Below are 23,846 nucleotides of genomic sequence, written 5' to 3'. Positions count from 1 at the left end.
TGCGACAGGGGAATATGGCGGAACAGGTATAATATATACGTTCATGCCTTACCTTTCTTAAGTAAAATAAGTAAAACGAGCCTAATCTCATTAAGCTCGTTTTATTTTTCTAAGCAAGCGTATCTCTGTTTTAAAACTGAATAAATAAAAGCCCCTTCAAAAGGGGCTTTCATCTAAAAAAGTTTAACAGTATTACCAATACCCCAAATTTCATTACTGTACTGCAAAATTGTTCGATCACTCGCAAAATGCCCCGATTGTGCAATGTTCAAAATCGACATTTCCATCCATTTCTGCCTATTTTCGTATGCCCTTCCAACAGCATCTTGTCTTTCAGCATATGGGCTAAAATCTCGAAGAACGAAGTATTCATCATTTTGAATAACGAGAGAATCATAAATCGCTTCAAATTCAGCTCCCGACTGTGCAAAGAAACCATTCGTTAACTGGTCTACTACTTTTTTAATGTGCATATTGTGGTGATAATAGTCACTTGCACGATATCCACCATTTTGGTAGTAATGAAGAACCTCATCCGCTGTTAAACCGAAAATGAAGCAAGCATCATCACCGACCCGGTCTTTTATTTCAATATTAGCTCCATCTAACGTTCCGAGTGTAATTGCACCATTCATCATGAATTTCATGTTACCTGTTCCTGAAGCTTCTTTACTCGCAGTTGAAATTTGTTCACTTACATCTGCCGCCGGGAATATATCTTCCGCTAAAGAAACTCGGTAGTTTTCTAGAAAGATAACTTTCATAAATTGACTTACGTACGGATCGGTATTTACTTTTCTTGCAAGCTCATTTATTAATTTAATAATTTTCTTCGCATAATAATAACCAGGTGATGCTTTTGCTCCAAAAATAAAAGTACGCGGGTAAAATGAAAAACTAGTATCCTCTTTTAAACGGTTATACAAGTACAAAATATGAAGAACATTTAATAACTGTCGTTTATAAGCATGTAGCCTTTTCACTTGCACATCAAAAATAGAATTTGGATCAATCGTGATCCCCATTTTATTATGAATGCGCTCCGCTAAAATAATCTTACGCTCTTGCTTTACCCCTGCAAGCTTTTCTTGAAAACTAGTATCATGTATGAAGTTTTGCAACGCTTGCAGCTTAATCGGCTCTTTCTTCCACTCATCCCCAACCGCTTCCGAAATAAGATTCGTCAGCTGCGGGTTCGCCTTCATTAACCAGCGCCTATGAGCAATTCCATTCGTTTTATTATTAAACTTATCTGGATAAAATTCATAGAACAATCGCATTTCACGCTGCTTTAAAATTTCTGTATGAATTTTCGCCACACCGTTAACGCTATGGCTACCAACAATCGCCAAATGAGCCATTTTCACAAGATCATGCGCAATAATGGCCATGTCCTCAATACGCTTCCAATCGTACGAATAACGGTCCCAAAGCTCATGACAGAAACGTTCATTAATTTCTTCAATAATCATATAAATTCTCGGTAATAACGGTTTAAAAATATGAATTGGCCATTTCTCAAGCGCTTCTGATAATGTCGTATGATTCGTATAGGAAATCGTCTGCGTTGTTATGTGCCAAGCTTCTTCCCATGTCAATTTTTCTTCGTCTAATAAAATACGCATAAGTTCTGGAATTGCTAGAACCGGATGTGTATCGTTTATATGAATCGCGATTTTTTCATGTAACTGACGAAGACTACCGTGTCTCTCCCTATGCATACGAACGATATTTTGCAAACTTGATGATACGAGGAAATACTGTTGTTTCAAACGAAGTATTTTCCCCTCATCATGCGTATCATCTGGATATAAAAACTCCGATACGGCCTCTGTTTCACGCTTATATTTCAAAATATCCTTACAATTTTGCGGGAAAGGAACTGGCTCTGCATTCCAAAGCCGAAGCGTATTTACAGTACTTGTTTCATACCCGACAACTGGAACGTCGTATGGTACTGCCATAATAACTTCTGCATTTGTATGCCTGAACTCTAAACGTCCATCGATTTCTAGTGGTTCAACGTTTCCAAAATAACTTACTTCTACGGCTTGGTCATGCCTTCTTACTTCCCAAACGTTTTCATGAAGAAGCCACTGTTCTGGAAATTCTACTTGATAGCCATCAACAATTTTTTGATCAAACAGACCATGCTTATAACGAATACCACAGCCATGTCCTGGTAAGTTTAAAGAAGCAAGCGAGTCGAGGAAACAGGCTGCTAAACGTCCAAGTCCACCATTTCCAAGTCCTGCATCTGCTTCAATCTCTTCTAACTCGTGCAAAGAAATTCCAAGTTCAAAAAGTCCTTTTTCACATACATCCCTGATACCTAAATTTAATATGTTACTGCCAAGCAAACGCCCAAGTAAAAACTCAATGGATAAATAATACATTTGTTTTTGATCTCCAGAACGATAACTTTCATTCGTTGCAATCCATTGACTATTCATATACTCACGTACCATATGACCGAGCGTATTATACTGATCACGAGTTGTAGAATCTTTGAAACTTTTCCCATACATCGTTTCTAATTTTTCTAGAAAAGCGGATTTGAAGCTTTCAACATGAGTAAACATTTTTTCACCACCTCAATGTTATTCCATGAGACTTTTATACAATTTCTTGTATGCAAGAGCAGATTTCCCCCAGCTATAATCTTCAGTCATCGCTTGCTTTACAAGCTTATCCCATACCGGTTTATCTTGATAAAACTCAATTGCACGAAGAATCGTATGTAACATGTCATGCGCATTAAAATTCGTAAAGCTAAAGCCATTCCCAATTCCAGTGTCCTCATCGTAAGAGTGTACAGTATCATTTAATCCGCCTGTTTCTCTTACAATTGGAATCGTGCCATATGCTAGCGCAATAAGTTGTCCAAGTCCACATGGTTCAAACAGCGATGGCATTAAAAACAAATCGCTTCCCGCATACACTTGGTGCGCTAACGCTTCATTAAACCCAATATATACTTTTACCTTTTCTGGATACTCATATGCCATCCATTCAAAGAACTGCTCGTATTCAGAATCGCCTGACCCTAAAATAATACATTGTACATCTTCTTCCATTATTTCACGGAATACAGTACGTACTAGATCAAGCCCCTTTTGCTTCGTTAATCGTGTTACCATCGAAATAACTGGTGTATCTTCTTTTTCTGGTAAACCAAAATAACGCTGCAATGCGCGTTTATTTTCATTCTTTTCATCTAGCGACTCTGCACTATACTGAGCCGTAATATATGGATCTGTTTCTGGATTATATACGCTCGTATCAATTCCATTTACAATACCACTAAGCTTATCGTTATGCTTTCGTAACAATCCATCTAACTTCTCACCGAAAAACTCATATTGAATCTCTTCTTTATATGTCGGGCTAACCGCTGTAATTTGGTCAGATGCGATAATACCGCCTTTCATAAAGTTCACGTTTCCATAAAACTCAAGCTGTTCATTATGAAAATATTCATGACCAAGCTCCAGTAAGTCGTACATCACTTCAGGAGGAAATACACCTTGGAACTGCAAATTATGAATCGTATATACCGTTTTAATATGCTCATATAACGGGTTATCTTGATACTTTTCACGAAGTAAGAAATTAACCATAGCTGTATGCCAATCATGACTATGAAGAACATCTACTTCGAAATCAAGATGTGGGATACACTCTAAAACTGCTTTTGAAAAATAAGAAAAACGCTCCCCATCATCATAATGGCCATATAGAGAATCTCTCTTAAAATAATATTCATTATCTATTAAGTAATACGTAATCCCATCCTGCTCACCTTTTAGAATCCCGCAATATTGGTTTCTCCATCCAAGAGGAACGTTAATTACTTTATGAAGCGTACATCCTTCTCTTAGCTCTTTCGGAATAAGACTGTAGTTTGGAAGTATAATGCGAACATTCACTCCTAATTTTTTTAATTCTTTTGGGAGCGCTCCTGCTACATCAGCTAGACCTCCGGATTTAATAAACGGTACACATTCTGATACTGCAAATAAAATATTCACCTGTTGTTCCACTGCACGAAAAGCGTATACATCATAAATCGCTCTTCTTACAGCTTCCTCCCTTCAAGTTTTCATATAGAGTAAAACCTTAATTAGTGGGGGTTTTAAATCCCCCACTAATTATGCACCTGCTATTTACGAATAACTATTGATTGTACTATTTTGTACACTACCTTTTTCTACAACATATGGCTTATCAGCACTTCCTTTTAACACTACGCCGTCGCCAAGTTTCACATCTTTATCAATAATAACACCGTCTATTATACAATTATCTCCAATTTGGCTCTTTTGCATAATAATACTATTACGTACAATTGAACCCTTTCCAATTTTAACAGAACGGGCGACAACACTATTTTCCACTTCCCCTTCAATAATACTGCCGTTTGCAACCATTGTATTTTTCACTACTGCACCCTTCATATAACGAGTTGGTGGCTCATCTTTTACTTTCGTAAAGATCGGTGCTTCTTTCTTAAATAATTGCTTCCAAATAGCAGGTTGCAAAATTTCTAAGCTATGTTTATAGTAACTTTCAATCGAATCAATAATAGCTACATACCCTGTATGCTCATACGTAGCAATATGCAGTGATTCCCCTCGCTTTTCTCTCACTACATCAAATAAACTGTATTGCTCCACATCTTTATATGTCTCAAATAAGTCTAGCAATAATTGTTTCTTTAGCACATATGTTTGAAGCGAAACCCCTTCATGACAAACTTCAGTAATATCTGCGGACGTGTGTATATGTCGCTTTAGCACCGCTTGAAAATTTAACGCTGTTACAAGATGGCTATTCGTAATAACGACATACTCTTCTCTGCTTCTTAGGAAATAATCAATATGTCTTCTAAAATGTGCAAAAGATCCAAATTCGTCATGATCACATTGGCAGTTCGGTGGGAATAAAAACAGTCCATCACGCTTTCTATCTAAATCCCACTGTTTTCCTGAACCGACATGATCCATTAAAGAACGATTCTTATGACTTGTAAAAACCGCCACGCTATGAATATTAGAATTCACCATATTTGAAAGCATGAAATCAATGAGTCGGTAACGGCCTCCAAACGGTAACGCCGCTAATGAACGATGCCCTGTTACTTTCTTTAAGGAAGGAAAACTTCCCGTTGCATTAATAATTCCTAACATTTTTTCTCCCATTCATTTCATCCCCCTTTTCTATTTTCCTTCAGCAATTAGTACTACATCGTCAACATTTTTTTCTGGGCGAATTATTGTCCCATCTTCAATAACCATTTCCGATCCAACAATCGCTCTTTCAATCACAACGTTTTTACCAATCTTTGCCCCAGGCATAACGACAGAATCGATTACCATACTACCTTCTTCTACCGTTACTCCTTGGAATAAAACAGAATGCTTCACGTCCCCTTCAATGACGCATCCTTCATTAATAAGTGATTCTTCTACTTTTGCCTGTTCTGCAATATATTGAGGTGGCTCATTTGGGTTCACAGAATAAATGCGCCAATCACGATCGTTCAAGTTCAACGATGTTTCATCGCGAAGTAAATCCATATTCGCTTCCCATAAGCTTTTCACCGTTCCAACATCTTTCCAATATCCTTCAAACGGATACGCCATCAACTTCTTCCCTTCATCTAATAAAAGCGGAAGTACATCTTTTCCGAAGTCATTACTAGATTCAGGATTTCTTGCATCCATCTCTAAATATTCTTTTAAAATAGCCCAGTTAAAAATATAAATTCCCATTGATGCAAGATTACTTCTTGGAAATTGTGGTTTCTCCTCAAATTCAACAACTTCCATCTCTTCATTTGTATTCATGATACCAAAGCGACTTGCTTCATCCCAAGGCACTTCAATAACAGAAATTGAAACATCTGCTTCTTTCTCAATATGGTAATCTAGCATTTTACTGTAATCCATTTTATAAATATGATCGCCTGATAAAATAAGGACATATTCTGGTTCGTACTGACTTAAATAGTTTAGGTTTTGATAAATGGCACTTGCCGTACCTGTATACCACTTCACACCTGAAGACTCCGCATAAGGAGGTAACACAGTGACTCCACCGTTTACACGATCAAGATCCCAAGCATTTCCGATTCCAATATAATTATGAAGTTCTAGCGGTTGATATTGTGTTAAAATCCCCACCGTTTCAATACCGGAGTTTGCACAGTTACTTAACGTAAAATCAATAATGCGATATTTACCACCAAATGGAACAGCTGGCTTGGCTAAATTTTTTGTTAATGCACTTAAACGACTACCTTTTCCCCCTGCTAGTAACATTGCTACGCACTTTTGTTTTTGAGCCATCTTGTTTTTTGCTCCCCTTTCTCGTCTTCACTGGTCGTAATATGGATACGCCAAATGGTGGAATTGTAATTTCTACATGTGCCGCTTGATTATGATATGGCTCTAGAATCGTCTTGAGACGTTTCTTATTCACTTGCCCCGATCCGCCATATTGCGCCGAGTCACTGTTTAAAATTTCGTTATAATACTCGAAATCTGGTACACCTACTTTATAGTTTTCATATGTAGCTTTCGTAAAATTACATACGACAACTAACGCATCTTCCTGCTTATCCCCTTGGCGGATAAAAGAGAAAATACTTTGCTCATTATTATTAGCATCAATCCACTGAAATCCTTCAGGCGAGTGATCTAACTGCCAAAGTGGTTTTGAGCGCTTATACAATGCTATGAGCTCTTTAAAGTAATCATGCATGTAACGATGCATTTCAAAATCATGTAAATTCCAATCTAAATCTTCAAGGTCTTTCCACTCATCAAATTGCCCGAATTCTCCACCCATAAAGAGTAATTTCTTACCTGGATGAGTAAAGAAATATCCATATAATAAACGAAGCTGAGCAAACTTATCCCAGTAATCTCCCGGCATTTTATTTAATAACGACTTTTTCCCATGAACGACTTCATCATGAGAAAGCGGCAATATGAAGTTTTCAGAGTGAGCATATAGTAAAGAGAATGTCATTTTCTCATGAATGTATTTCCGATACTCTGGCGCACATTCCATATATTTCAGCACGTCATTCATCCAACCCATATTCCATTTATAATTGAATCCAAGTCCACCCTCGTATGTTGGAGCTGTTACAAGTGGCCAAGCTGTTGAATCTTCCGCTGTCATAAGAAACTCTTCATCTTCTGCAAACACAGCTTCATTTAACTCTCGTAAGAAAGAAACAGCGTGTTCATTGCTTTGCTCTTTTCCTTCTTTATTCCAGTACAGCATATTCGCAACTGCATCTACCCTGAAACCATCAATATGGAAATACCTCATCCAAAATAACGCATTTGAAATTAAGAAATTACGTACTTCTCTCTTCCCTAAATCAAAATTAACAGTTCCCCATACCAGGTTTTCTTGTACATCTATATCTTTATATTCATAAGTCGGTGTCCCATCAAACAAATATAAACCGTGAGCATCTTTACAAAAATGCCCCGGCACCCAATCTAAAATGACACCGATTCCATATTTATGACATTCATCGACAAAATACATCAAGTCATGTGGCGTGCCGAATCTACTTGTAGCTGCATAATATCCCGTTCCTTGATATCCCCAAGAACGATCATATGGATGCTCAACAAGCGGCATAATTTCAATATGTGTAAATTGATGTTCCACCACATACGGAATGAGCTCTTCGGCCATTTCTCTGTAAGAATACAGAGCGCCATCTTCTTTCTTTTTCCAAGAACCGAAATGTAATTCATAAACTGTCATCGCTTCTTTATAAATCGATTTTTTCTTTCTCTTACGAATCCAGTTTTTATCATTCCATTCATATCCCTCTATATCAAAAACTACAGATGCCGTATTTGGTCTTACTTCTGCATATACTGCGTAAGGATCTGCTTTTAAAATAACGGCACCATCCATCGTTTCAACCGCATACTTGTATATCTCATTCTCTTCAATATGCGGTACAAACAAGGACCAAATCCCCTCTTCTGTCACTTGTAGCATCTTATGTTGCTCATAATCCCATTCATTAAAATCCCCAACAACACTCATTGCTTTCGCATGAGGAGCCCATACTGTGAATCGTACCCCTCGCATCCCATCTTCCGTCACAATATGTGCCCCAAAGATGTTATAACTGTCATAGTACTTTTCTGTATGAAACTCATCTCGTTTCACTTCTTCACAATTTATTACATCCAATATGTTCACCTCACTAAGATGACAGAAATTTTTTACTCTTTATCATTTCTGCGAAAAACTGAAATATCCTTGTTATTTTTTTAAAAATATACGTTTTTTTCTTTAATTCGGCTTAAAATATTCAAATTTACTGTGTAAAATATCGAATTTTGACGAATATTCATTGCAAACGCTTCATTTCCCCTTACTATTTTCACCTTTCATTATTGCTCAATATTTACTTTATTGATTTCTCCCTGTTTTTCACACTATTTTCCACGTAAAATTCAAACAAAATAATCTGTCATAAAATAATGTTTCTCAACATTTTTTGTCACAAAGTTTATTGAAATGTAAAATTCATAAGCATATACTTGTTCTCAATAACGAACAACAAGCTTTTGCAACTACAATTCATAGTGAAATGCTATGTTTACTTTTTCTCACACTCGTTGCGAATGTTTGCTATAAAAATCAAACTAGGGGGCTTTCTTATGTCATTGAAACAAAAAGTAGGAATGGGAGTTGTCACTGCATCACTAGGCTTATCACTTACATTTGGTGGTGTATTTGCCTATTTCAGCGACTCCGAAACATCGGGTAATTCATTTCAAGCTGGTACGTTAGACCTTTCTATTAACCCAAGTGTAATCGTTAATGTGAAAGATTTAAAACCAGGTGATTTTATTGAAAGAAATTTCAAGCTTGAAAATAAAGGAACATTAGATATTGCAAAAGTAGCACTTGAAACATCCTATGAAGTTACAGATGCAAAGCAAAATAATGCTGGTGAAGATTTAGGTGACCATATCGTCGTAAAGTTTCTAGTTAACGATGGTAAGCCATCTAATCCAAATGATGATCACGAGGTTTTATGGGAAACAAAACTATCAGAGTTAAAAACTATGAAACCTGAGGATGTAGCTACTTCTCTAGAACGTTATAACTTAATAGACGGTATTAAATCTGGTGAAACAGATTACTTACACGTTCTCTTCTCATTTGAAGATAATAACCAAGATCAAAATAAGTTTCAAGGTGATTCTTTACAACTAAACTGGACATTCAATGCAGAGCAAACAAAAGGTGAAGAGAAATAATTCTATTTTTTCTCTATTAAAAAATACAAATTGTCGGAGGCTTATAAATGAAAAAGAAAAATCGATTTGTTACGGGAATTGTAACGGCTGGCGTTCTATTTTCAACTGCTCTTCCGTTCAATGTACTTGCTGAAAATCCTATTAACCAAATTGACTCTTCAAACGCTCAGTCTTTACTATCAAAACTTTCTAAAGAGCAACGTCAGGCGTTACAAACGTTAGATGCCAATCCTGGCTTTACTATTTCGCCAGATATTAATACGAGTAGTTCTGAACCAGTAAATATCATTGTAGAATTTCAAACTGCACCCGTAAAGATTAATGAATTAAAACAAAAAACAAAAGGATTACAAGCTGCTCCTGAAAATATAAAAGCACGTATTGATCAAGAACATGAGGAATTCCAAAAAGGATTAAAACGTATTCATCAATTCAGCCCATCAGTAAAATCAGGAAATTTCCAATCTGTACAAATTAAACGTTCTTATAAACATGCGATAAATGGCGTTGCGATGACATTACCGGCAAATACAGTTGAAGAACTGTTGCGAATCGGCGTAGTAAAACGTATTTGGAAAGATTACGAAGTGAAATTAAATTTACCGAAGCAAGCTGAGCAAAAGGCACCTCAAAAACTAACAGATAGCATTCCGCAAATCGGGGTAGATAAGTTACATAGTGAGGGCATTACCGGAAAAGGTATTAAAGTTGGTGTATTAGATACAGGCATCGATTACAATCACCCTGACTTAAAAGACGTGTATAAAGGCTATCGCGCAAAATCTGGCGAGGATTCTAGTAAAATAGATCCAAACTCCGTAAAAGGTTGGGACTTTATTAATAACGATGCAGATCCGATGGAAACAACTTATTCAGAGTGGCAACAATCTGGTGCTCCTGAATTTGATAACCGTGGTTCTGCCTTCTATACATCACACGGCACTCACGTAGCAGGTATTGTTTCTGCTCAAAAGAAAAACAAATCAGATTCAGCAGTAAAAGGTGTTGCACCTGACATTGAACTATATAACTATCGTGTACTCGGTCCATATGGAAGTGGAGATAGTTCAGGTATTATCGCTGCAATTGACAAATCCATTTCTGACGGTATGAACGTTATTAACTTATCGTTAGGTGACGATAGCAACAATCCGCTTGATCCAACGTCTATCGCTGTCAATAATGCGATGCTTTCCGGCGTGGTTACAGTCGTTGCTGCTGGGAACTCTGGACCAAATCCATCAACACTCGGATCACCAGGCGCTTCTCCATTTGCTATTACGGTTGGAGCAAGCGATAGCTCTATTTCCTTACCAAAACTATCAAGTCACGCTGGACAATTACAATTCCCTAACTTGATTTTATTTGGCAAAAATTTCACTGATAGAATAGAAGATTTCAAAGGACAATCTTTACCTATTGAATCTGTAGGAATCGGTACACCTGACGAGTTTAGTAAAAAGGATGTAAAAGGAAAAATCGCTCTCGTTGCACGTGGTACGACCTCATTTGATGAAAAAATTGCTAATGCAAAACAAGCAGGTGCAAAAGCCGTTATTATTTATAACAATGTAGATGGAGAAATTCCTTTCTATGTTGGTGAAAGCACAAAATACATTCCAGCATTCCGCCTAACGAAAGAAGACGGTGAAAAACTAAAAGCTCAAATTGAACAAGGGAACACATCCTTTACTTTTGACGAACTCAGTTATATTCAAACAGAAGGCGATCATCTTGCAGACTTTAGCTCCCGCGGTCCTGTTACAGCAAATGATGACATTAAACCTGATATTACAGCACCTGGTGTTGCTGTCCTTTCAACAGTACCTGAATATATTAATGATCCAGAAGAGGGCGAAAACTATGACGTTTCCTATGAGCGTATGCAAGGAACATCCATGGCTTCTCCTCATATCGCTGGCGTTGCTGCACTTATTTTACAAGAACACCCAGAATACTCTCCATTTGATGTAAAAGCGTCTCTCATGAACACTGCTGATGATTTAAAAGAAAAATATTCCGTGTATGAAGTTGGAGCTGGGCTAGTAGATGCTTACAACGCCGTTCATACGGAAACAAGTTTTAAAGTATTAGATACGACACAAACTGTTGTAAATGATGAAGTGATTGAAGTACCTGAAGAAACTGGATCCATTGCATTCGGTAAGTTTTATCAAAAAGACGGCGAAGCTCTTGAACAAAAACGAAATATAAAAGTAGCTAATTATAATAAACAAGAGAAAAAAGAATTTAAAACAGAAATTTCTTATACACCAGCCTCTTCCACTATTAACGATGCTACCGCAAATGGGGTAAAAGTTTCTGTTCCTGAAACAATTACTCTTGATGCTGGAAAATCAGATGAAATTGAAGCGAAAATTAATGTTCCAGCTGGTGTGAAACAAGGCCGATATGAAGGATATATTCATATTACAAATACGAAAAATAAAGAAGAAACATATCAAATTCCATTTTCTATTCGCGTATCAGAACCTGGTATTGAAAATGCGCTATTATCAAGAAAAGCAATTTCAACTGATACATCTAAATTTAACCCATACGGCGAATCATATGTTCACGGGGCATTCCAATTAAACAGCCCACTTGAAACGTTAGACCTTATCGTGAAAGATTCAAAAACAAATAAAGCTCTCGGCTTCATTGGAACATTAAACACTAGTGGTCTAAAAACTGATGTGTATTACTACCTAGACTCATTCTTTAACGGAAAAGTGTATCCTTTTACAAATGATCCAGCGAAACCAATTGGTGATGAGAAAATCAATTTACCAGAAGGAGACTACACAATTGAGTTTGTCGGCTATGATAAAGCTGGGAAAGCACGTGTGAAAGGTGATTATGTCATAATTGATAATACACCACCTGAAGTGAAGTTAACTGGATTAAAACCTGGTATTTATGAATTAAATGAAGAAAACTATACAGTAGAAGACGGTAAAAAGGCACTATGGATTAAAGGAAATGTGTACGATTCGAACGTTGACTACTTAAAAGGAAAAGGATTAAACATTACGCAAGAAGCGAATGGGGTTATGTACTATGACTATTCTCCATACTTGCATAAGTTTTTACCTATCAATGCAAATGGTGACTTTAAAGTTGGCATTACTCCTGAATCCTTTAAAGTGGAAGGACCAATGAACACAGGCGTATATATTTTCGATTATGCAACTGCAGGTCCTGACTATCCAAACGGTGTAAATAACTATTGGTTTATCCCGCAAGGAGCTCAATATGCGAAAACTAGTTATGATAAAAAAGAAGTATACAAAAATGATGAACTTACTGTAACCCTAAATGCGAAACACGTAAAACAATTTGTTGCTGGGGAATTTAACGTAAAATTCCTAGAAAAGAACTTCAAATTTGCAAATGCGAAATTGAATCCTGCTTTTGAAAAACTCCTTTCTGAAAAAGGGGTAACGGCAAAAGTAAATGAGCCGAAACTAGAGGCAGGTTCTCTTACAGTTGGCGGTGCTATCGATGACAAAAACTTCGCTGGATTAGATGGTGATTTCCCATTCATTGATGTAACGTTCAAAGTAGAAAATGATGAGTTTTATGAAGCAAATGCTCAGTTAGATTCATCAGTGTTTGCTTACTGGAAACATGATGAAACAGAGCCAAATAGAATGCGTGTCCTTCAAGATCAAACATTCTCAGTTATGTCCCTAAACTCACTAGTAGAAGGAAATATTAAACCTGGTGCATTCTTAAATGAGCGTGGATATTTAGATGAAAAGCTCGATTATACAAAGCTTGGTGTAAAAGTATATGCAACTGATTCTTACCGTCATAAGTTTGAAGGCTCACTAGATAAATACGGATACTTCAAACTGAATGGACTTCCTGTTAATAATCGGGACTATAATTTATACGTAGAAGTACCAGGGCATTTAACAAGCCGTCTAACAACAAAATTAGGTACTGAAAAAGATGGTAAGCTTTTTGGCCAATATTATTATGCACGACCTGACGAAAACCTTGCCGGCGATGTAAATGGTGATAAAGTAATCGATATGAAAGATGCTGAAATTATCGCTAGCAACTATGGTAAAAAAGGACTAACTGTAAAAGACGGTGACCTTAACAAAGACGGTATTGTCGACGAAACAGATATTCGTTTCGTTGAAAAGAACTTCTTGAAAAAAGGTCCAGATGCATCTAAATCACAAACACCTGTTGAAAAATCAAAAAGCGGTACACTTGCAGATATTTTAACGAAATTAGGATTAACGCCTAAAAAATAATAATAAAGAGCACTCTATATAAAGTAGAGTGCTCTTTTCTATAAACAACCCTTATCCAGCAAAAGGGGTATATTGGGGATATACAAGGGAAACCGGAAAAGGAATTTATATTAAATTATATATAAATTCAGAGGTAGGAAGCAGTTTCCCGCCTCTGAATTATTTAGCAATTATTATAGTACTGGTGCCATTGTTTCTTTTAATACTTTTACGGAATGAGCGAATTTCACTTTTTCTTCTTCGTTTAATTCAAGTTCTACGATTTCACGTACACCTTCGCGGTTAATAACAGCTGGAACACCTACGTAAGCATCTTTCTCACCATATTGACCTTCAAGGTATGCAGATACAGTTAATACGCTGTTCTCGTTGCTTAAGATCGCTTTAGTTACACGAAGTAGTGACATACCGATTCCGTAGTAAGTTGCACCTTTACGCTCGATAATGTGGTAAGCTGCATCGCGTACATTTTCAAAGATTTTATCTAAATCTTCTTGGTTATACTGTTCGTTGTTCGCTAAGATTGTTTCTAGTTTTTGTACACCTACAGTAGCGTGGCTCCATACTGGAAGTTCAGTGTCACCATGCTCACCAACGATGTAAGCATGAACGTTACGTGGATCTACATCTAAGTAGTCACCTAACATGTAACGGAAACGAGCAGAGTCTAAAGTTGTACCAGAACCAATTACGCGCTCTTTTGGCAAGCCAGATTCTTTCCAAGTTACGTAAGTTAAAATATCAACTGGGTTTGTTGCGATTAAGAAGATTCCATCGAATCCGCTATCCATAATACCGCGAACGATTTGTTTAAAGATTTTTGTATTTTTCTCAACTAAGTCTAAACGAGTTTCGCCTGGCTTTTGTGGTAATCCAGCAGTGATAACAACTAAATCTGCATCTTTACAATCTGCATAGCTACCGCTCCAAACTTTTGTTGCTGCTGGAGAGAATGGTACCGCATGGCTTAAGTCCATTGCTTCCCCTTCTGCTTTTGCTTCATTTACATCTACCAGTACGAATTCTTCAGCTACACCTTGGTTGATCATTGAGTAAGCATAACTACAACCTACAGCTCCTGTTCCTACTAATACTACGCGATTGATACCTTTTTTCATGTTAATTTCCCCTTTCAATTGTTTACATCTATTTTTTTTATTATTGTTTAAGTAATTAATTAAAATACTAATTTAATGTTGTTTAACTTCTTTACATTCATATTGTAGCACGGATTATTGTGAATTAATTCACAAATTATGACCTATTTGTGAACTTTTTCACATAGAGTGTAAAGTTATTAGAATGCGGGTGAAATCCATCTCAATGGAGGCGTTTTCTTTAGATTGTGAAAGAAGGGATTAGATGTTCTTTGGTAAGTGAAATTACATTAACGATTTTCCCAATATATCTATCATAACTTTAAATATATCAACGATTCGACAAGGGATATCGATTTATCAAAAAAACTCGACAATAATAACAACATCAAAGAGCTGGCTCCAATAGATCACCTATTGAAAGACAGCTTCTTCTATATTATTTATCCCGCTATTTGCCGGGCAGTAAGACTCCCACCTCAAAATTTGGCTGGAGCGAAGAAGTTAGGTGGGAGTCCGGCTGTCCGTAAACGCCCGATTGGTGAAGGCTAATAATCAGTGGGGGATGAACAAAACCCCCACTGATTAAAGTTTCACTTTATTTTCCGCAGTAGCCCCTAATACAGCAGCCTGCACATAATTCTTATCATTTAACTTTTGTAAATCCGCAGCAATACTTTTAGAGGTTTCTATAAGGAGTCACCATACATTGCCATCAACTTAAGAAATTGGCATTTCCCCATATCGAAAAAAATGAGCTGAATTATTATAAATAACTCTGGAAAGATAAAATTTTCATTTTGGGAATACTTCAAAATATTAGCCTGATGGACATAGGTATCACCACATGTCCATGGATTAAAGAAAGAGCCCATTATTAAACTGTACCCTACTCTTTGGGTCGGAAGAGGTGCTATAGATGAATGTAAAGACATATAGGGCTCAAGTATTTTCTTGGTCTAAGGAGGCCAAAGTAGAAATAGTAGAACTCATTTCCGCCGGCATAGGTATGGCCGGACCTGTTCTGTTCGCTACAGTTCTAGGCTATCCTGCTCTTGGTTTTGCTGCATCGGTCGGCAGTTTGGCAGTCAGTAGCGTGAAAGTCGGTTCGAGTTTTATAAATCACGGGAAAAAGTTGGCATCAGCACTGATATCAGTAGTGCTCGCTGCGATTGCTGCTGTTCTCTCTTTCGGACATGGCTATCTGACATTTGGATTCTTGATCCTGCTGGTAAGCCTTGCTGCGTTAATTGGCGGATATAGTCGTGCTTTGGCGGTGTCAACAACAAGCTTTGTCATATTCCTGATTATCATCCTCAACATGGTCGGCCAGACGGAGTACCGGATGGAACTAATTTTTTCAATCTTAGCAGGGGCGATTTGGACCGTCAGTATCAGCTTGGTGCTAGGCATCTGGGTACACCGTTGTTTTAAATCATCGCTGGATGGAGCTGTGAAAGGGCCAAAATCGAAAAAAATCATTCTATGGCGGAATTCTCTTGCACACCTATCCGGTTGGCAATTCTCAATCAGGCTCGCATTATGTCTAGGTATAGCTGAGGGATTGCGAATACTTTGGCCCGAGCACCACTTCTATTGGATTGCAATTACCGTAGCGATCCTTACTCAGCGGAAAATAGAACTCTTTCCAATCAAAACAACACAACGAGTGCTTGGTACAGTAATCGGCGTGATTGTTGCGAGCTTGCTTCTCGCAACTAGTCTACCAATTTTGGGGTTAGTTATAAGTATCGGGCTATTCGCAGGTGTTCGACCTCTTCTAAAGGTTCGAAATTATCTTGTATACTCTGCAACCATGATCCCGCTCATTATTTTGATCATGGAGGCCGGCAAGCCGTTTCAGTTTATCATTCTGTTCGACCGTGTATTTGCAACCCTTATCGGTGCAGTCATCGTGATTGCAGTGAACTTGATATTCAGTAGAGCGATGGCGAAATTAGTGTAAAAGTGGTTATCTAGCGAAAGATGCTTTAATATTTCGGGTATCCAATCGCTTATTTTCAACGAATTCGTATTTTAGATGCAACGATTTTCCAAGTGCCAAAGCATTTAGCTAGTGTGTACCCAGGGGCAGGTGGTTGCGCCCAAACAGCGGGCATAAAAATTCAATTAGAATATGCTTTACATAGTGGACAGTTTTTAAATGTTCAAATAGAGTCCTGAGCTTAAAAGACGTGTACGGGTTGGTTTAAATAAAGGCGAAGCACAACATGCACTTGCTCGAGCTGTATTCAAAAAAAAAGCAGACTATCCAAAGTCTACTTTTACACAACAAAAAAGAGATAGCAGATTATGCTATCTCTTTTAGTATGACCCGTACGGGATTCGAACCCGTGTTACCGCCGTGAAAGGGCGGTGTCTTAACCACTTGACCAACGGGCCAAAATCTGGCAGAGAAGAAGGGATTCGAACCCTCGCACCGCGTTCGCGATCTACTCCCTTAGCAGGGGAGCCCCTTGAGCCACTTGGGTACTTCTCTATAATATGGCTCCGCAGGTAGGACTCGAACCTACGACCGATCGGTTAACAGCCGATAGCTCTACCACTGAGCTACTGCGGAATAATTATGGTGGGCCTAAATGGACTCGAACCATCGACCTCACGCTTATCAGGCGTGCGCTCTAACCAGCTGAGCTATAGGCCCATAAAAAGCGGGTGAAGAGAATCGAACTCTCGACCAGAGCTTGGAAGGCTCTTGTTTTACCACTAAACTACACCCGCATTAAATTAAAAATGGTGAGCCATGAAGGATTCGAACCTTCGACCCTCTGATTAAAAGTCAGATGCTCTACCAACTGAGCTAATGGCTCATTTTGAAAGTGGTGCCGGCTAGAGGACTTGAACCCCCAACCTACTGATTACAAGTCAGTTGCTCTACCAATTGAGCTAAGCCGGCTTGCGATTTCAAAATGGTGGCTCGGGACGGAATCGAACCGCCGACACGAGGATTTTCAGTCCTCTGCTCTACCGACTGAGCTACCGAGCCTTTATGTAAAAAAAATGGCGGTCCCGACCGGGGTCGAACCGGCGATCTCCTGCGTGACAGGCAGGCATGTTAACCACTACACCACGGGACCATTTGGTTGCGGGGACAGGATTTGAACCTGCGACCTTCGGGTTATGAGCCCGACGAGCTACCGTACTGCTCCACCCCGCGATGATATAATATTTAATTTAGAAAAAATGGAGGAGGTAGAGGGATTCGAACCCCCGCGCGACTCTCGCCGCCTGTCGGTTTTCAAGACCGATCCCTTCAGCCGAACTTGGGTATACCTCCGAGATATGAACTTTGAGTGGTGGACCTTGTAGGACTCGAACCTACGACCGGACGGTTATGAGCCGTCTGCTCTAACCAGCTGAGCTAAAGGTCCTTTATGGTAGCGGCGGAGGGGATCGAACCCCCGACCTCACGGGTATGAACCGTACGCTCTAGCCAGCTGAGCTACACCGCCATAAGTTATATTCAAATAAGTGGAGCCTAGCGGGATCGAACCGCTGACCTCCTGCGTGCAAGGCAGGCGCTCTCCCAGCTGAGCTAAGGCCCCATATGTTGAAATATCGGGAAGACAGGATTTGAACCTGCGACCCCCTGGTCCCAAACCAGGTGCTCTACCAAGCTGAGCCACTTCCCGTTAATAAAAACGCGCCCGAGAGGAGTCGAACCCCTAACCTCTTGATCCGTAGTCAAACGCTCTATCCAATTGAGCTACGGGCGCATATGGTGCCGAGGGCGGGGGTCGAACCCGCACGGTGGTCACCCACCGCAGGATTTTAAGTCCTGTGCGTCTGCCTGTTCCGCCACCCCGGCATGTCATATTGAAAATTGGAGCGGAAGACGGGATTCGAACCCGCGACCCCAACCTTGGCAAGGTTGTATTCTACCACTGAACTACTTCCGCAAGACATGTATGAGTTATTTTATTAAAAGTGCGGGTGAAGGGAGTCGAACCCCCACGCCAAAGGCGCCAGATCCTAAGTCTGGTGCGTCTGCCAATTCCGCCACACCCGCATATTATAATTTTAAAAGAAAAAATGGGGCGACTGATGGGAATTGAACCCACGAGTGCCGGAGCCACAATCCGGTGCGTTAACCACTTCGCCACAACCGCCATGATTTTCTGGTGCCGACTAGAGGACTTGAACCCCCAACCTACTGATTACAAGTCAGTTGCTCTACCAATTGAGCTAAGTCGGCTAGAATGGTGGAGGATGACGGGATCGAACCGCCGACCCCCTGCTTGTAAGGCAGGTGCTCTCCCAGCTGAGCTAATCCTCCGAATTGCCTGGCAACGTCCTACTCTCACAGGGACAAGGTCCCAACTACCATCGGCGCTAGAGAGCTTAACTTCCGTGTTCGGTATGGGAACGGGTGTGACCTCTCTGCCATCATTACCAGACTGTATTCATTTAAGACAAGAATCATCATAACTCATTCGACATTTAAAGTCAACAAGTTTTTTATATTCTTTCAAAACTAGATAACATCGCTTCATATTATATGGTTAAGTCCTCGATCTATTAGTATTCGTCAGCTCCACATGTCACCACGCTTCCACCTCGAACCTATCAACCTGATCATCTTTCAGGGATCTTACTAGCTTACGCTATGGGAAATCTCATCTTGAGGGGGGCTTCATGCTTAGATGCTTTCAGCACTTATCCCTTCCGCACATAGCTACCCAGCTATGCCCTTGGCAGAACAACTGGTACACCAGCGGTGCGTCCATCCCGGTCCTCTCGTACTAAGGACAGCTCCTCTCAAATTTCCTACGCCCACGACGGATAGGGACCGAACTGTCTCACGACGTTCTGAACCCAGCTCGCGTACCGCTTTAATGGGCGAACAGCCCAACCCTTGGGACCGACTACAGCCCCAGGATGCGATGAGCCGACATCGAGGTGCCAAACCTCCCCGTCGATGTGGACTCTTGGGGGAGATAAGCCTGTTATCCCCGGGGTAGCTTTTATCCGTTGAGCGATGGCCCTTCCATGCGGAACCACCGGATCACTAAGCCCGACTTTCGTCCCTGCTCGACTTGTAGGTCTCGCAGTCAAGCTCCCTTATGCCTTTGCACTCTACGAATGATTTCCAACCATTCTGAGGGAACCTTTGGGCGCCTCCGTTACACTTTAGGAGGCGACCGCCCCAGTCAAACTGCCCACCTGACACTGTCTCCCGGGTCGATAAGACCCGTAGGTTAGAATTTCAATACAGTCAGGGCGGTATCCCACCAGCGCCTCCACCGAAGCTAGCGCTCCGGTTTCAATGGCTCCCGCCTATCCTGTACAAACTGTACCAAAATTCAATATCAGGCTACAGTAAAGCTCCACGGGGTCTTTCCGTCCTGTCGCGGGTAACCTGCATCTTCACAGGTACTATAATTTCACCGAGTCTCTGGTTGAGACAGTGCCCAAATCGTTACACCTTTCGTGCGGGTCGGAACTTACCCGACAAGGAATTTCGCTACCTTAGGACCGTTATAGTTACGGCCGCCGTTTACTGGGGCTTCAGTTCAGAGCTTCGCTTACGCTAACCCCTCTCCTTAACCTTCCAGCACCGGGCAGGTGTCAGCCCCTATACTTCGCCTTACGGCTTCGCAGAGACCTGTGTTTTTGCTAAACAGTCGCTTGGGCCTATTCACTGCGGCTTTCCGTTAAGAAAGCACCCCTTCTCCCGAAGTTACGGGGTCATTTTGCCGAGTTCCTTAACCAGAGTTCTCTCGCACACCTTAGGATTCTCTCCTCGCCTACCTGTGTCGGTTTGCGGTACAGGCACCTTTTATCTCGCTAGAAGCTTTTCTTGGCAGCGGGGAATCAAAGACTTCGCTCCATAAGGAGCTTCCCCATCACAGCTCAGCCTTCACGATAAGCGGATTTGCCTACTTATCAGCCTAACTGCTTGGACGTGCACAACCAATCGCACGCTTCTTCTATCCTTCTGCGTCCCTCCATTGCTCAAACGATAAAGAGGTGGTACAGGAATATCAACCTGTTGTCCATCGCCTACGCCTGTCGGCCTCGGCTTAGGTCCTGACTAACCCTGAGCGGACGAGCCTTCCTCAGGAAACCTTAGGCATTCGGTGGACGGGATTCTCACCCGTCTTTCGCTACTCATACCGGCATTCTCACTTCTAAGCGCTCCACCAGTCCTTCCGGTCTGACTTCACTGCACTTAGAACGCTCCCCTACCACTGATACCATTGGTATCAATTCGCAGCTTCGGTGGTGTATTTAGCCCCGGTACATTTTCGGCGCAGAGTCACTCGACTAGTGAGCTATTACGCACTCTTTAAATGGTGGCTGCTTCTGAGCCAACATCCTAGTTGTCTAAGCAACTCCACATCCTTTTCCACTTAATACACACTTTGGGACCTTAGCTGGCGATCTGGGCTGTTTCCCTCTTGACTACGGATCTTATCACTCGCAGTCTGACTCCTAAGGATAAGTCATTGGCATTCGGAGTTTGACTGAATTCGGTAATCCGATGAGGACCCCTAGTTCAATCAGTGCTCTACCTCCAAGACTCTTACACTTAAGGCTAGCCCTAAAGCTATTTCGGGGAGAACCAGCTATCTCCAGGTTCGATTGGAATTTCTCCGCTACCCACACCTCATCCCCGCACTTTTCAACGTGCGTGGGTTCGGGCCTCCATTCAGTGTTACCTGAACTTCACCCTGGACATGGGTAGATCACCTGGTTTCGGGTCTACGACCACGTACTAAACGCCCTATTCAGACTCGCTTTCGCTGCGGCTCCGCCTCTTCAGCTTAACCTTGCACGGGATCGTAACTCGCCGGTTCATTCTACAAAAGGCACGCCATCACCCATTAACGGGCTCTGACTATTTGTAGGCACACGGTTTCAGGATCTCTTTCACTCCCCTTCCGGGGTGCTTTTCACCTTTCCCTCACGGTACTGGTTCACTATCGATCACTAGGGAGTATTTAGCCTTGGGAGATGGTCCTCCCAGATTCCGACGGAATTTCACGTGTTCCGCCGTACTCAGGATACATTCAAGAGAGAACGAAGTTTCGACTACGGGGTTGTTACCCTCTGTGACGGACCTTTCCAGGTCGCTTCGTCTACCTCGTTCCTTTGTAACTCCGTATAGAATGTCCTACAACCCCAAGAGGCAAGCCTCTTGGTTTGGGCTAGATTCCGTTTCGCTCGCCGCTACTCAGGAAATCGCATTTGCTTTCTCTTCCTCCAGGTACTTAGATGTTTCAGTTCCCTGGGTCTGTCTTCCATACCCTATGTATTCAGGTAAGGATACCATACCATTACGTATAGTGGGTTTCCCCATTCGGAAATCTTCGGATCAAAGCTTACTTACAGCTCCCCGAAGCATATCGGCGTTAGTCCCGTCCTTCATCGACTCCTAGTGTCAAGGCATCCACCGTGCGCCCTTTCTAACTTAACCAAACTAAAATTAAAAAAATATGAGCTACACTGTTATCTAGTTTTCAAAGAACATACATTTAAACTTGAGAGATAGTTCTCTCAAAACTGAACGAAACGAAACAAGTCAACGCTTATTGATGAACTGCGTTCATCAATTCTCCATAGAAAGGAGGTGATCCAGCCGCACCTTCCGATACGGCTACCTTGTTACGACTTCACCCCAATCATCTGTCCCACCTTAGGCGGCTGGCTCCATAAAGGTTACCCCACCGACTTCGGGTGTTACAAACTCTCGTGGTGTGACGGGCGGTGTGTACAAGGCCCGGGAACGTATTCACCGCGGCATGCTGATCCGCGATTACTAGCGATTCCAGCTTCATGTAGGCGAGTTGCAGCCTACAATCCGAACTGAGAACGGTTTTATGAGATTAGCTCCACCTCGCGGTCTTGCAGCTCTTTGTACCGTCCATTGTAGCACGTGTGTAGCCCAGGTCATAAGGGGCATGATGATTTGACGTCATCCCCACCTTCCTCCGGTTTGTCACCGGCAGTCACCTTAGAGTGCCCAACTTAATGATGGCAACTAAGATCAAGGGTTGCGCTCGTTGCGGGACTTAACCCAACATCTCACGACACGAGCTGACGACAACCATGCACCACCTGTCACTCTGCTCCCGAAGGAGAAGTCCTATCTCTAGGATTTTCAGAGGATGTCAAGACCTGGTAAGGTTCTTCGCGTTGCTTCGAATTAAACCACATGCTCCACCGCTTGTGCGGGCCCCCGTCAATTCCTTTGAGTTTCAGCCTTGCGGCCGTACTCCCCAGGCGGAGTGCTTAATGCGTTAACTTCAGCACTAAAGGGCGGAAACCCTCTAACACTTAGCACTCATCGTTTACGGCGTGGACTACCAGGGTATCTAATCCTGTTTGCTCCCCACGCTTTCGCGCCTCAGTGTCAGTTACAGACCAGAAAGTCGCCTTCGCCACTGGTGTTCCTCCATATCTCTACGCATTTCACCGCTACACATGGAATTCCACTTTCCTCTTCTGCACTCAAGTCTCCCAGTTTCCAATGACCCTCCACGGTTGAGCCGTGGGCTTTCACATCAGACTTAAGAAACCACCTGCGCGCGCTTTACGCCCAATAATTCCGGATAACGCTTGCCACCTACGTATTACCGCGGCTGCTGGCACGTAGTTAGCCGTGGCTTTCTGGTTAGGTACCGTCAAGGTGCCAGCTTATTCAACTAGCACTTGTTCTTCCCTAACAACAGAGTTTTACGACCCGAAAGCCTTCATCACTCACGCGGCGTTGCTCCGTCAGACTTTCGTCCATTGCGGAAGATTCCCTACTGCTGCCTCCCGTAGGAGTCTGGGCCGTGTCTCAGTCCCAGTGTGGCCGATCACCCTCTCAGGTCGGCTACGCATCGTTGCCTTGGTGAGCCGTTACCTCACCAACTAGCTAATGCGACGCGGGTCCATCCATAAGTGACAGCCGAAGCCGCCTTTCAATTTCGAACCATGCAGTTCAAAATATTATCCGGTATTAGCCCCGGTTTCCCGGAGTTATCCCAGTCTTATGGGCAGGTTACCCACGTGTTACTCACCCGTCCGCCGCTAACTTCATAAGAGCAAGCTCTTAATCCATTCGCTCGACTTGCATGTATTAGGCACGCCGCCAGCGTTCATCCTGAGCCAGGATCAAACTCTCCAATAAAGTTAGTTTGTCTAGCATCTAAAAA

9 protein-coding genes, 22 tRNA genes, 3 rRNA genes and 2 pseudogenes are annotated in these 23,846 nt (G+C 41.4%); 5 read left to right on the top strand and 31 right to left on the bottom strand.

Going from position 1 to position 23,846, the window contains the following annotated elements; translation table 11 throughout:
* Positions 1 to 173: 173 nt before the first annotated feature.
* The 5 genes from glgP to glgB form a co-directional block, all read right to left on the bottom strand.
* Positions 174 to 2,582, bottom strand: coding sequence for a glycogen phosphorylase (glgP, locus tag QCI75_RS02985; RefSeq protein WP_353759953.1), 2,409 nt, complete (start codon positions 2,580 to 2,582; stop codon positions 174 to 176).
* Between the two features lie 18 nt (positions 2,583 to 2,600).
* The gene (gene glgA / locus QCI75_RS02980; protein WP_085313019.1) at positions 2,601 to 4,031 is read right to left on the bottom strand and encodes a glycogen synthase GlgA; all 1,431 of its coding nucleotides are present in this window, start codon (positions 4,029 to 4,031) and stop codon (positions 2,601 to 2,603) included.
* 135 nt (positions 4,032 to 4,166) lie between these two features.
* The gene (gene glgD, locus QCI75_RS02975) at positions 4,167 to 5,201 is read right to left on the bottom strand and encodes a glucose-1-phosphate adenylyltransferase subunit GlgD (protein ID WP_199674588.1); all 1,035 of its coding nucleotides are present in this window, start codon (positions 5,199 to 5,201) and stop codon (positions 4,167 to 4,169) included.
* Positions 5,202 to 5,219: 18 nt separating this feature from the next.
* Positions 5,220 to 6,350 (bottom strand): glucose-1-phosphate adenylyltransferase, encoded by a 1,131-nt coding sequence (gene glgC / locus QCI75_RS02970; protein ID WP_105585866.1) that lies wholly within the window; start codon positions 6,348 to 6,350, stop codon positions 5,220 to 5,222.
* Positions 6,298 to 8,235 carry a 1,4-alpha-glucan branching protein GlgB gene (glgB, locus tag QCI75_RS02965; protein WP_144508408.1) on the bottom strand — a complete coding sequence of 646 codons (1,938 nt, stop codon included), beginning with the start codon at positions 8,233 to 8,235 and terminating at the stop codon, positions 6,298 to 6,300. Before glgB ends, glgC begins: the two co-directional genes overlap by 53 nt.
* A 473-nt stretch (positions 8,236 to 8,708) precedes the next feature.
* Between glgB and QCI75_RS02960 the strand changes: the two genes are divergently transcribed.
* On the top strand, positions 8,709 to 9,314 hold the full coding sequence (locus QCI75_RS02960) for a TasA family protein (protein ID WP_353759952.1): 606 nt from the start codon (positions 8,709 to 8,711) through the stop codon (positions 9,312 to 9,314).
* A 47-nt stretch (positions 9,315 to 9,361) separates the two neighbouring features.
* Entirely contained in the window at positions 9,362 to 13,585 is a 4,224-nt protein-coding gene (locus QCI75_RS02955; RefSeq protein ID WP_353759951.1) for a S8 family serine peptidase, read from the top strand.
* A gap of 173 nt (positions 13,586 to 13,758) precedes the next feature.
* On the opposite strand, the gene QCI75_RS02950 is transcribed toward QCI75_RS02955, so the two are convergent.
* A complete protein-coding gene (locus QCI75_RS02950) occupies positions 13,759 to 14,703 on the bottom strand; it encodes an L-lactate dehydrogenase (protein WP_000715333.1) in 945 nt (314 codons plus the stop codon).
* 898 nt (positions 14,704 to 15,601) lie between these two features.
* Here QCI75_RS02950 and QCI75_RS02945 point away from each other — a divergent pair.
* From QCI75_RS02945 to QCI75_RS30505, 3 genes and pseudogenes are all read left to right on the top strand, one after another.
* Positions 15,602 to 16,648, top strand: coding sequence for an FUSC family protein (locus QCI75_RS02945; RefSeq protein ID WP_353759950.1), 1,047 nt, complete (start codon positions 15,602 to 15,604; stop codon positions 16,646 to 16,648).
* Between the two features lie 44 nt (positions 16,649 to 16,692).
* Positions 16,693 to 16,857: pseudogene (locus QCI75_RS02940) on the top strand (transposase); the annotation flags it as partial.
* Between the two features lies 1 nt (position 16,858).
* Positions 16,859 to 16,937, top strand: a pseudogene (locus QCI75_RS30505) (hypothetical protein); the annotation flags it as partial.
* A 76-nt stretch (positions 16,938 to 17,013) separates the two neighbouring features.
* Here QCI75_RS30505 and QCI75_RS02930 read toward each other — a convergent pair.
* The 25 genes from QCI75_RS02930 to QCI75_RS02810 form a co-directional block, all read right to left on the bottom strand.
* A tRNA-Glu gene (locus tag QCI75_RS02930) sits at positions 17,014 to 17,085 on the bottom strand.
* 6 nt (positions 17,086 to 17,091) lie between these two features.
* Positions 17,092 to 17,182: transfer RNA gene (locus QCI75_RS02925), tRNA-Ser, on the bottom strand.
* Between the two features lie 6 nt (positions 17,183 to 17,188).
* Positions 17,189 to 17,263 (bottom strand) — tRNA-Asn (locus QCI75_RS02920).
* Between the two features lie 7 nt (positions 17,264 to 17,270).
* A tRNA-Ile gene (locus tag QCI75_RS02915) sits at positions 17,271 to 17,347 on the bottom strand.
* Between the two features lie 6 nt (positions 17,348 to 17,353).
* Positions 17,354 to 17,424: transfer RNA gene (locus QCI75_RS02910), tRNA-Gly, on the bottom strand.
* Positions 17,425 to 17,437: 13 nt separating this feature from the next.
* Positions 17,438 to 17,513: transfer RNA gene (locus tag QCI75_RS02905), tRNA-Lys, on the bottom strand.
* Between the two features lie 10 nt (positions 17,514 to 17,523).
* A tRNA-Thr gene (locus tag QCI75_RS02900) sits at positions 17,524 to 17,599 on the bottom strand.
* A gap of 14 nt (positions 17,600 to 17,613) precedes the next feature.
* Positions 17,614 to 17,689, bottom strand: a tRNA-Phe gene (locus QCI75_RS02895).
* Between the two features lie 15 nt (positions 17,690 to 17,704).
* Positions 17,705 to 17,780 (bottom strand) — tRNA-Asp (locus QCI75_RS02890).
* Between the two features lie 3 nt (positions 17,781 to 17,783).
* Positions 17,784 to 17,860 (bottom strand) — tRNA-Met (locus QCI75_RS02885).
* 27 nt (positions 17,861 to 17,887) lie between these two features.
* Positions 17,888 to 17,980: transfer RNA gene (locus QCI75_RS02880), tRNA-Ser, on the bottom strand.
* Between the two features lie 17 nt (positions 17,981 to 17,997).
* A tRNA-Ile gene (locus tag QCI75_RS02875) sits at positions 17,998 to 18,074 on the bottom strand.
* Positions 18,075 to 18,078: 4 nt separating this feature from the next.
* Positions 18,079 to 18,155 (bottom strand) — tRNA-Met (locus tag QCI75_RS02870).
* 20 nt (positions 18,156 to 18,175) lie between these two features.
* Positions 18,176 to 18,248 (bottom strand) — tRNA-Ala (locus QCI75_RS02865).
* 13 nt (positions 18,249 to 18,261) lie between these two features.
* Positions 18,262 to 18,335, bottom strand: a tRNA-Pro gene (locus tag QCI75_RS02860).
* A 10-nt stretch (positions 18,336 to 18,345) separates the two neighbouring features.
* Positions 18,346 to 18,419: transfer RNA gene (locus tag QCI75_RS02855), tRNA-Arg, on the bottom strand.
* 3 nt (positions 18,420 to 18,422) lie between these two features.
* Positions 18,423 to 18,511 (bottom strand) — tRNA-Leu (locus QCI75_RS02850).
* Between the two features lie 16 nt (positions 18,512 to 18,527).
* Positions 18,528 to 18,602 (bottom strand) — tRNA-Gly (locus QCI75_RS02845).
* A gap of 29 nt (positions 18,603 to 18,631) precedes the next feature.
* Positions 18,632 to 18,712, bottom strand: a tRNA-Leu gene (locus tag QCI75_RS02840).
* Positions 18,713 to 18,736: 24 nt separating this feature from the next.
* A tRNA-His gene (locus tag QCI75_RS02835) sits at positions 18,737 to 18,812 on the bottom strand.
* Between the two features lie 10 nt (positions 18,813 to 18,822).
* Positions 18,823 to 18,898, bottom strand: a tRNA-Thr gene (locus tag QCI75_RS02830).
* A gap of 5 nt (positions 18,899 to 18,903) precedes the next feature.
* Positions 18,904 to 18,979: transfer RNA gene (locus QCI75_RS02825), tRNA-Val, on the bottom strand.
* A 5-nt stretch (positions 18,980 to 18,984) separates the two neighbouring features.
* Positions 18,985 to 19,100 (bottom strand): 5S ribosomal RNA (gene rrf, locus QCI75_RS02820).
* Between the two features lie 101 nt (positions 19,101 to 19,201).
* Positions 19,202 to 22,123 (bottom strand): 23S ribosomal RNA (locus QCI75_RS02815).
* A gap of 146 nt (positions 22,124 to 22,269) precedes the next feature.
* Positions 22,270 to 23,821 (bottom strand): 16S ribosomal RNA (locus QCI75_RS02810).
* Together the 16S, 23S and 5S rRNA genes with 22 tRNA genes alongside form the textbook arrangement of a ribosomal RNA operon.
* Positions 23,822 to 23,846 lie beyond the last annotated feature (25 nt).

This window comes from Bacillus cereus group sp. RP43 (assembly GCF_040459645.1).
Classification (GTDB): Bacteria; Bacillota; Bacilli; order Bacillales; family Bacillaceae_G; genus Bacillus_A; species Bacillus_A mycoides_C.
Note: the sequence above shows the minus strand (reverse complement) of the source record. Positions and strands in the feature narration are given on the sequence as shown.

What these genes read in the sequence shown, in the direction of transcription:
- glgP (WP_353759953.1), bottom strand. Translation starts at nt 2,582, where the DNA reads ATGTTTACTCATGTTGAAAGCTTCAAATCCGCTTTTCTAGAAAAATTA.
- glgD (WP_199674588.1), bottom strand. Translation starts at nt 5,201, where the DNA reads ATGGGAGAAAAAATGTTAGGAATTATTAATGCAACGGGAAGTTTTCCT.
- glgC (WP_105585866.1), bottom strand. Translation starts at nt 6,350, where the DNA reads ATGGCTCAAAAACAAAAGTGCGTAGCAATGTTACTAGCAGGGGGAAAA.
- QCI75_RS02960 (WP_353759952.1), top strand. Translation starts at nt 8,709, where the DNA reads ATGTCATTGAAACAAAAAGTAGGAATGGGAGTTGTCACTGCATCACTA.
- QCI75_RS02955 (WP_353759951.1), top strand. Translation starts at nt 9,362, where the DNA reads ATGAAAAAGAAAAATCGATTTGTTACGGGAATTGTAACGGCTGGCGTT.
- QCI75_RS02950 (WP_000715333.1), bottom strand. Translation starts at nt 14,703, where the DNA reads ATGAAAAAAGGTATCAATCGCGTAGTATTAGTAGGAACAGGAGCTGTA.
- QCI75_RS02945 (WP_353759950.1), top strand. Translation starts at nt 15,602, where the DNA reads ATGAATGTAAAGACATATAGGGCTCAAGTATTTTCTTGGTCTAAGGAG.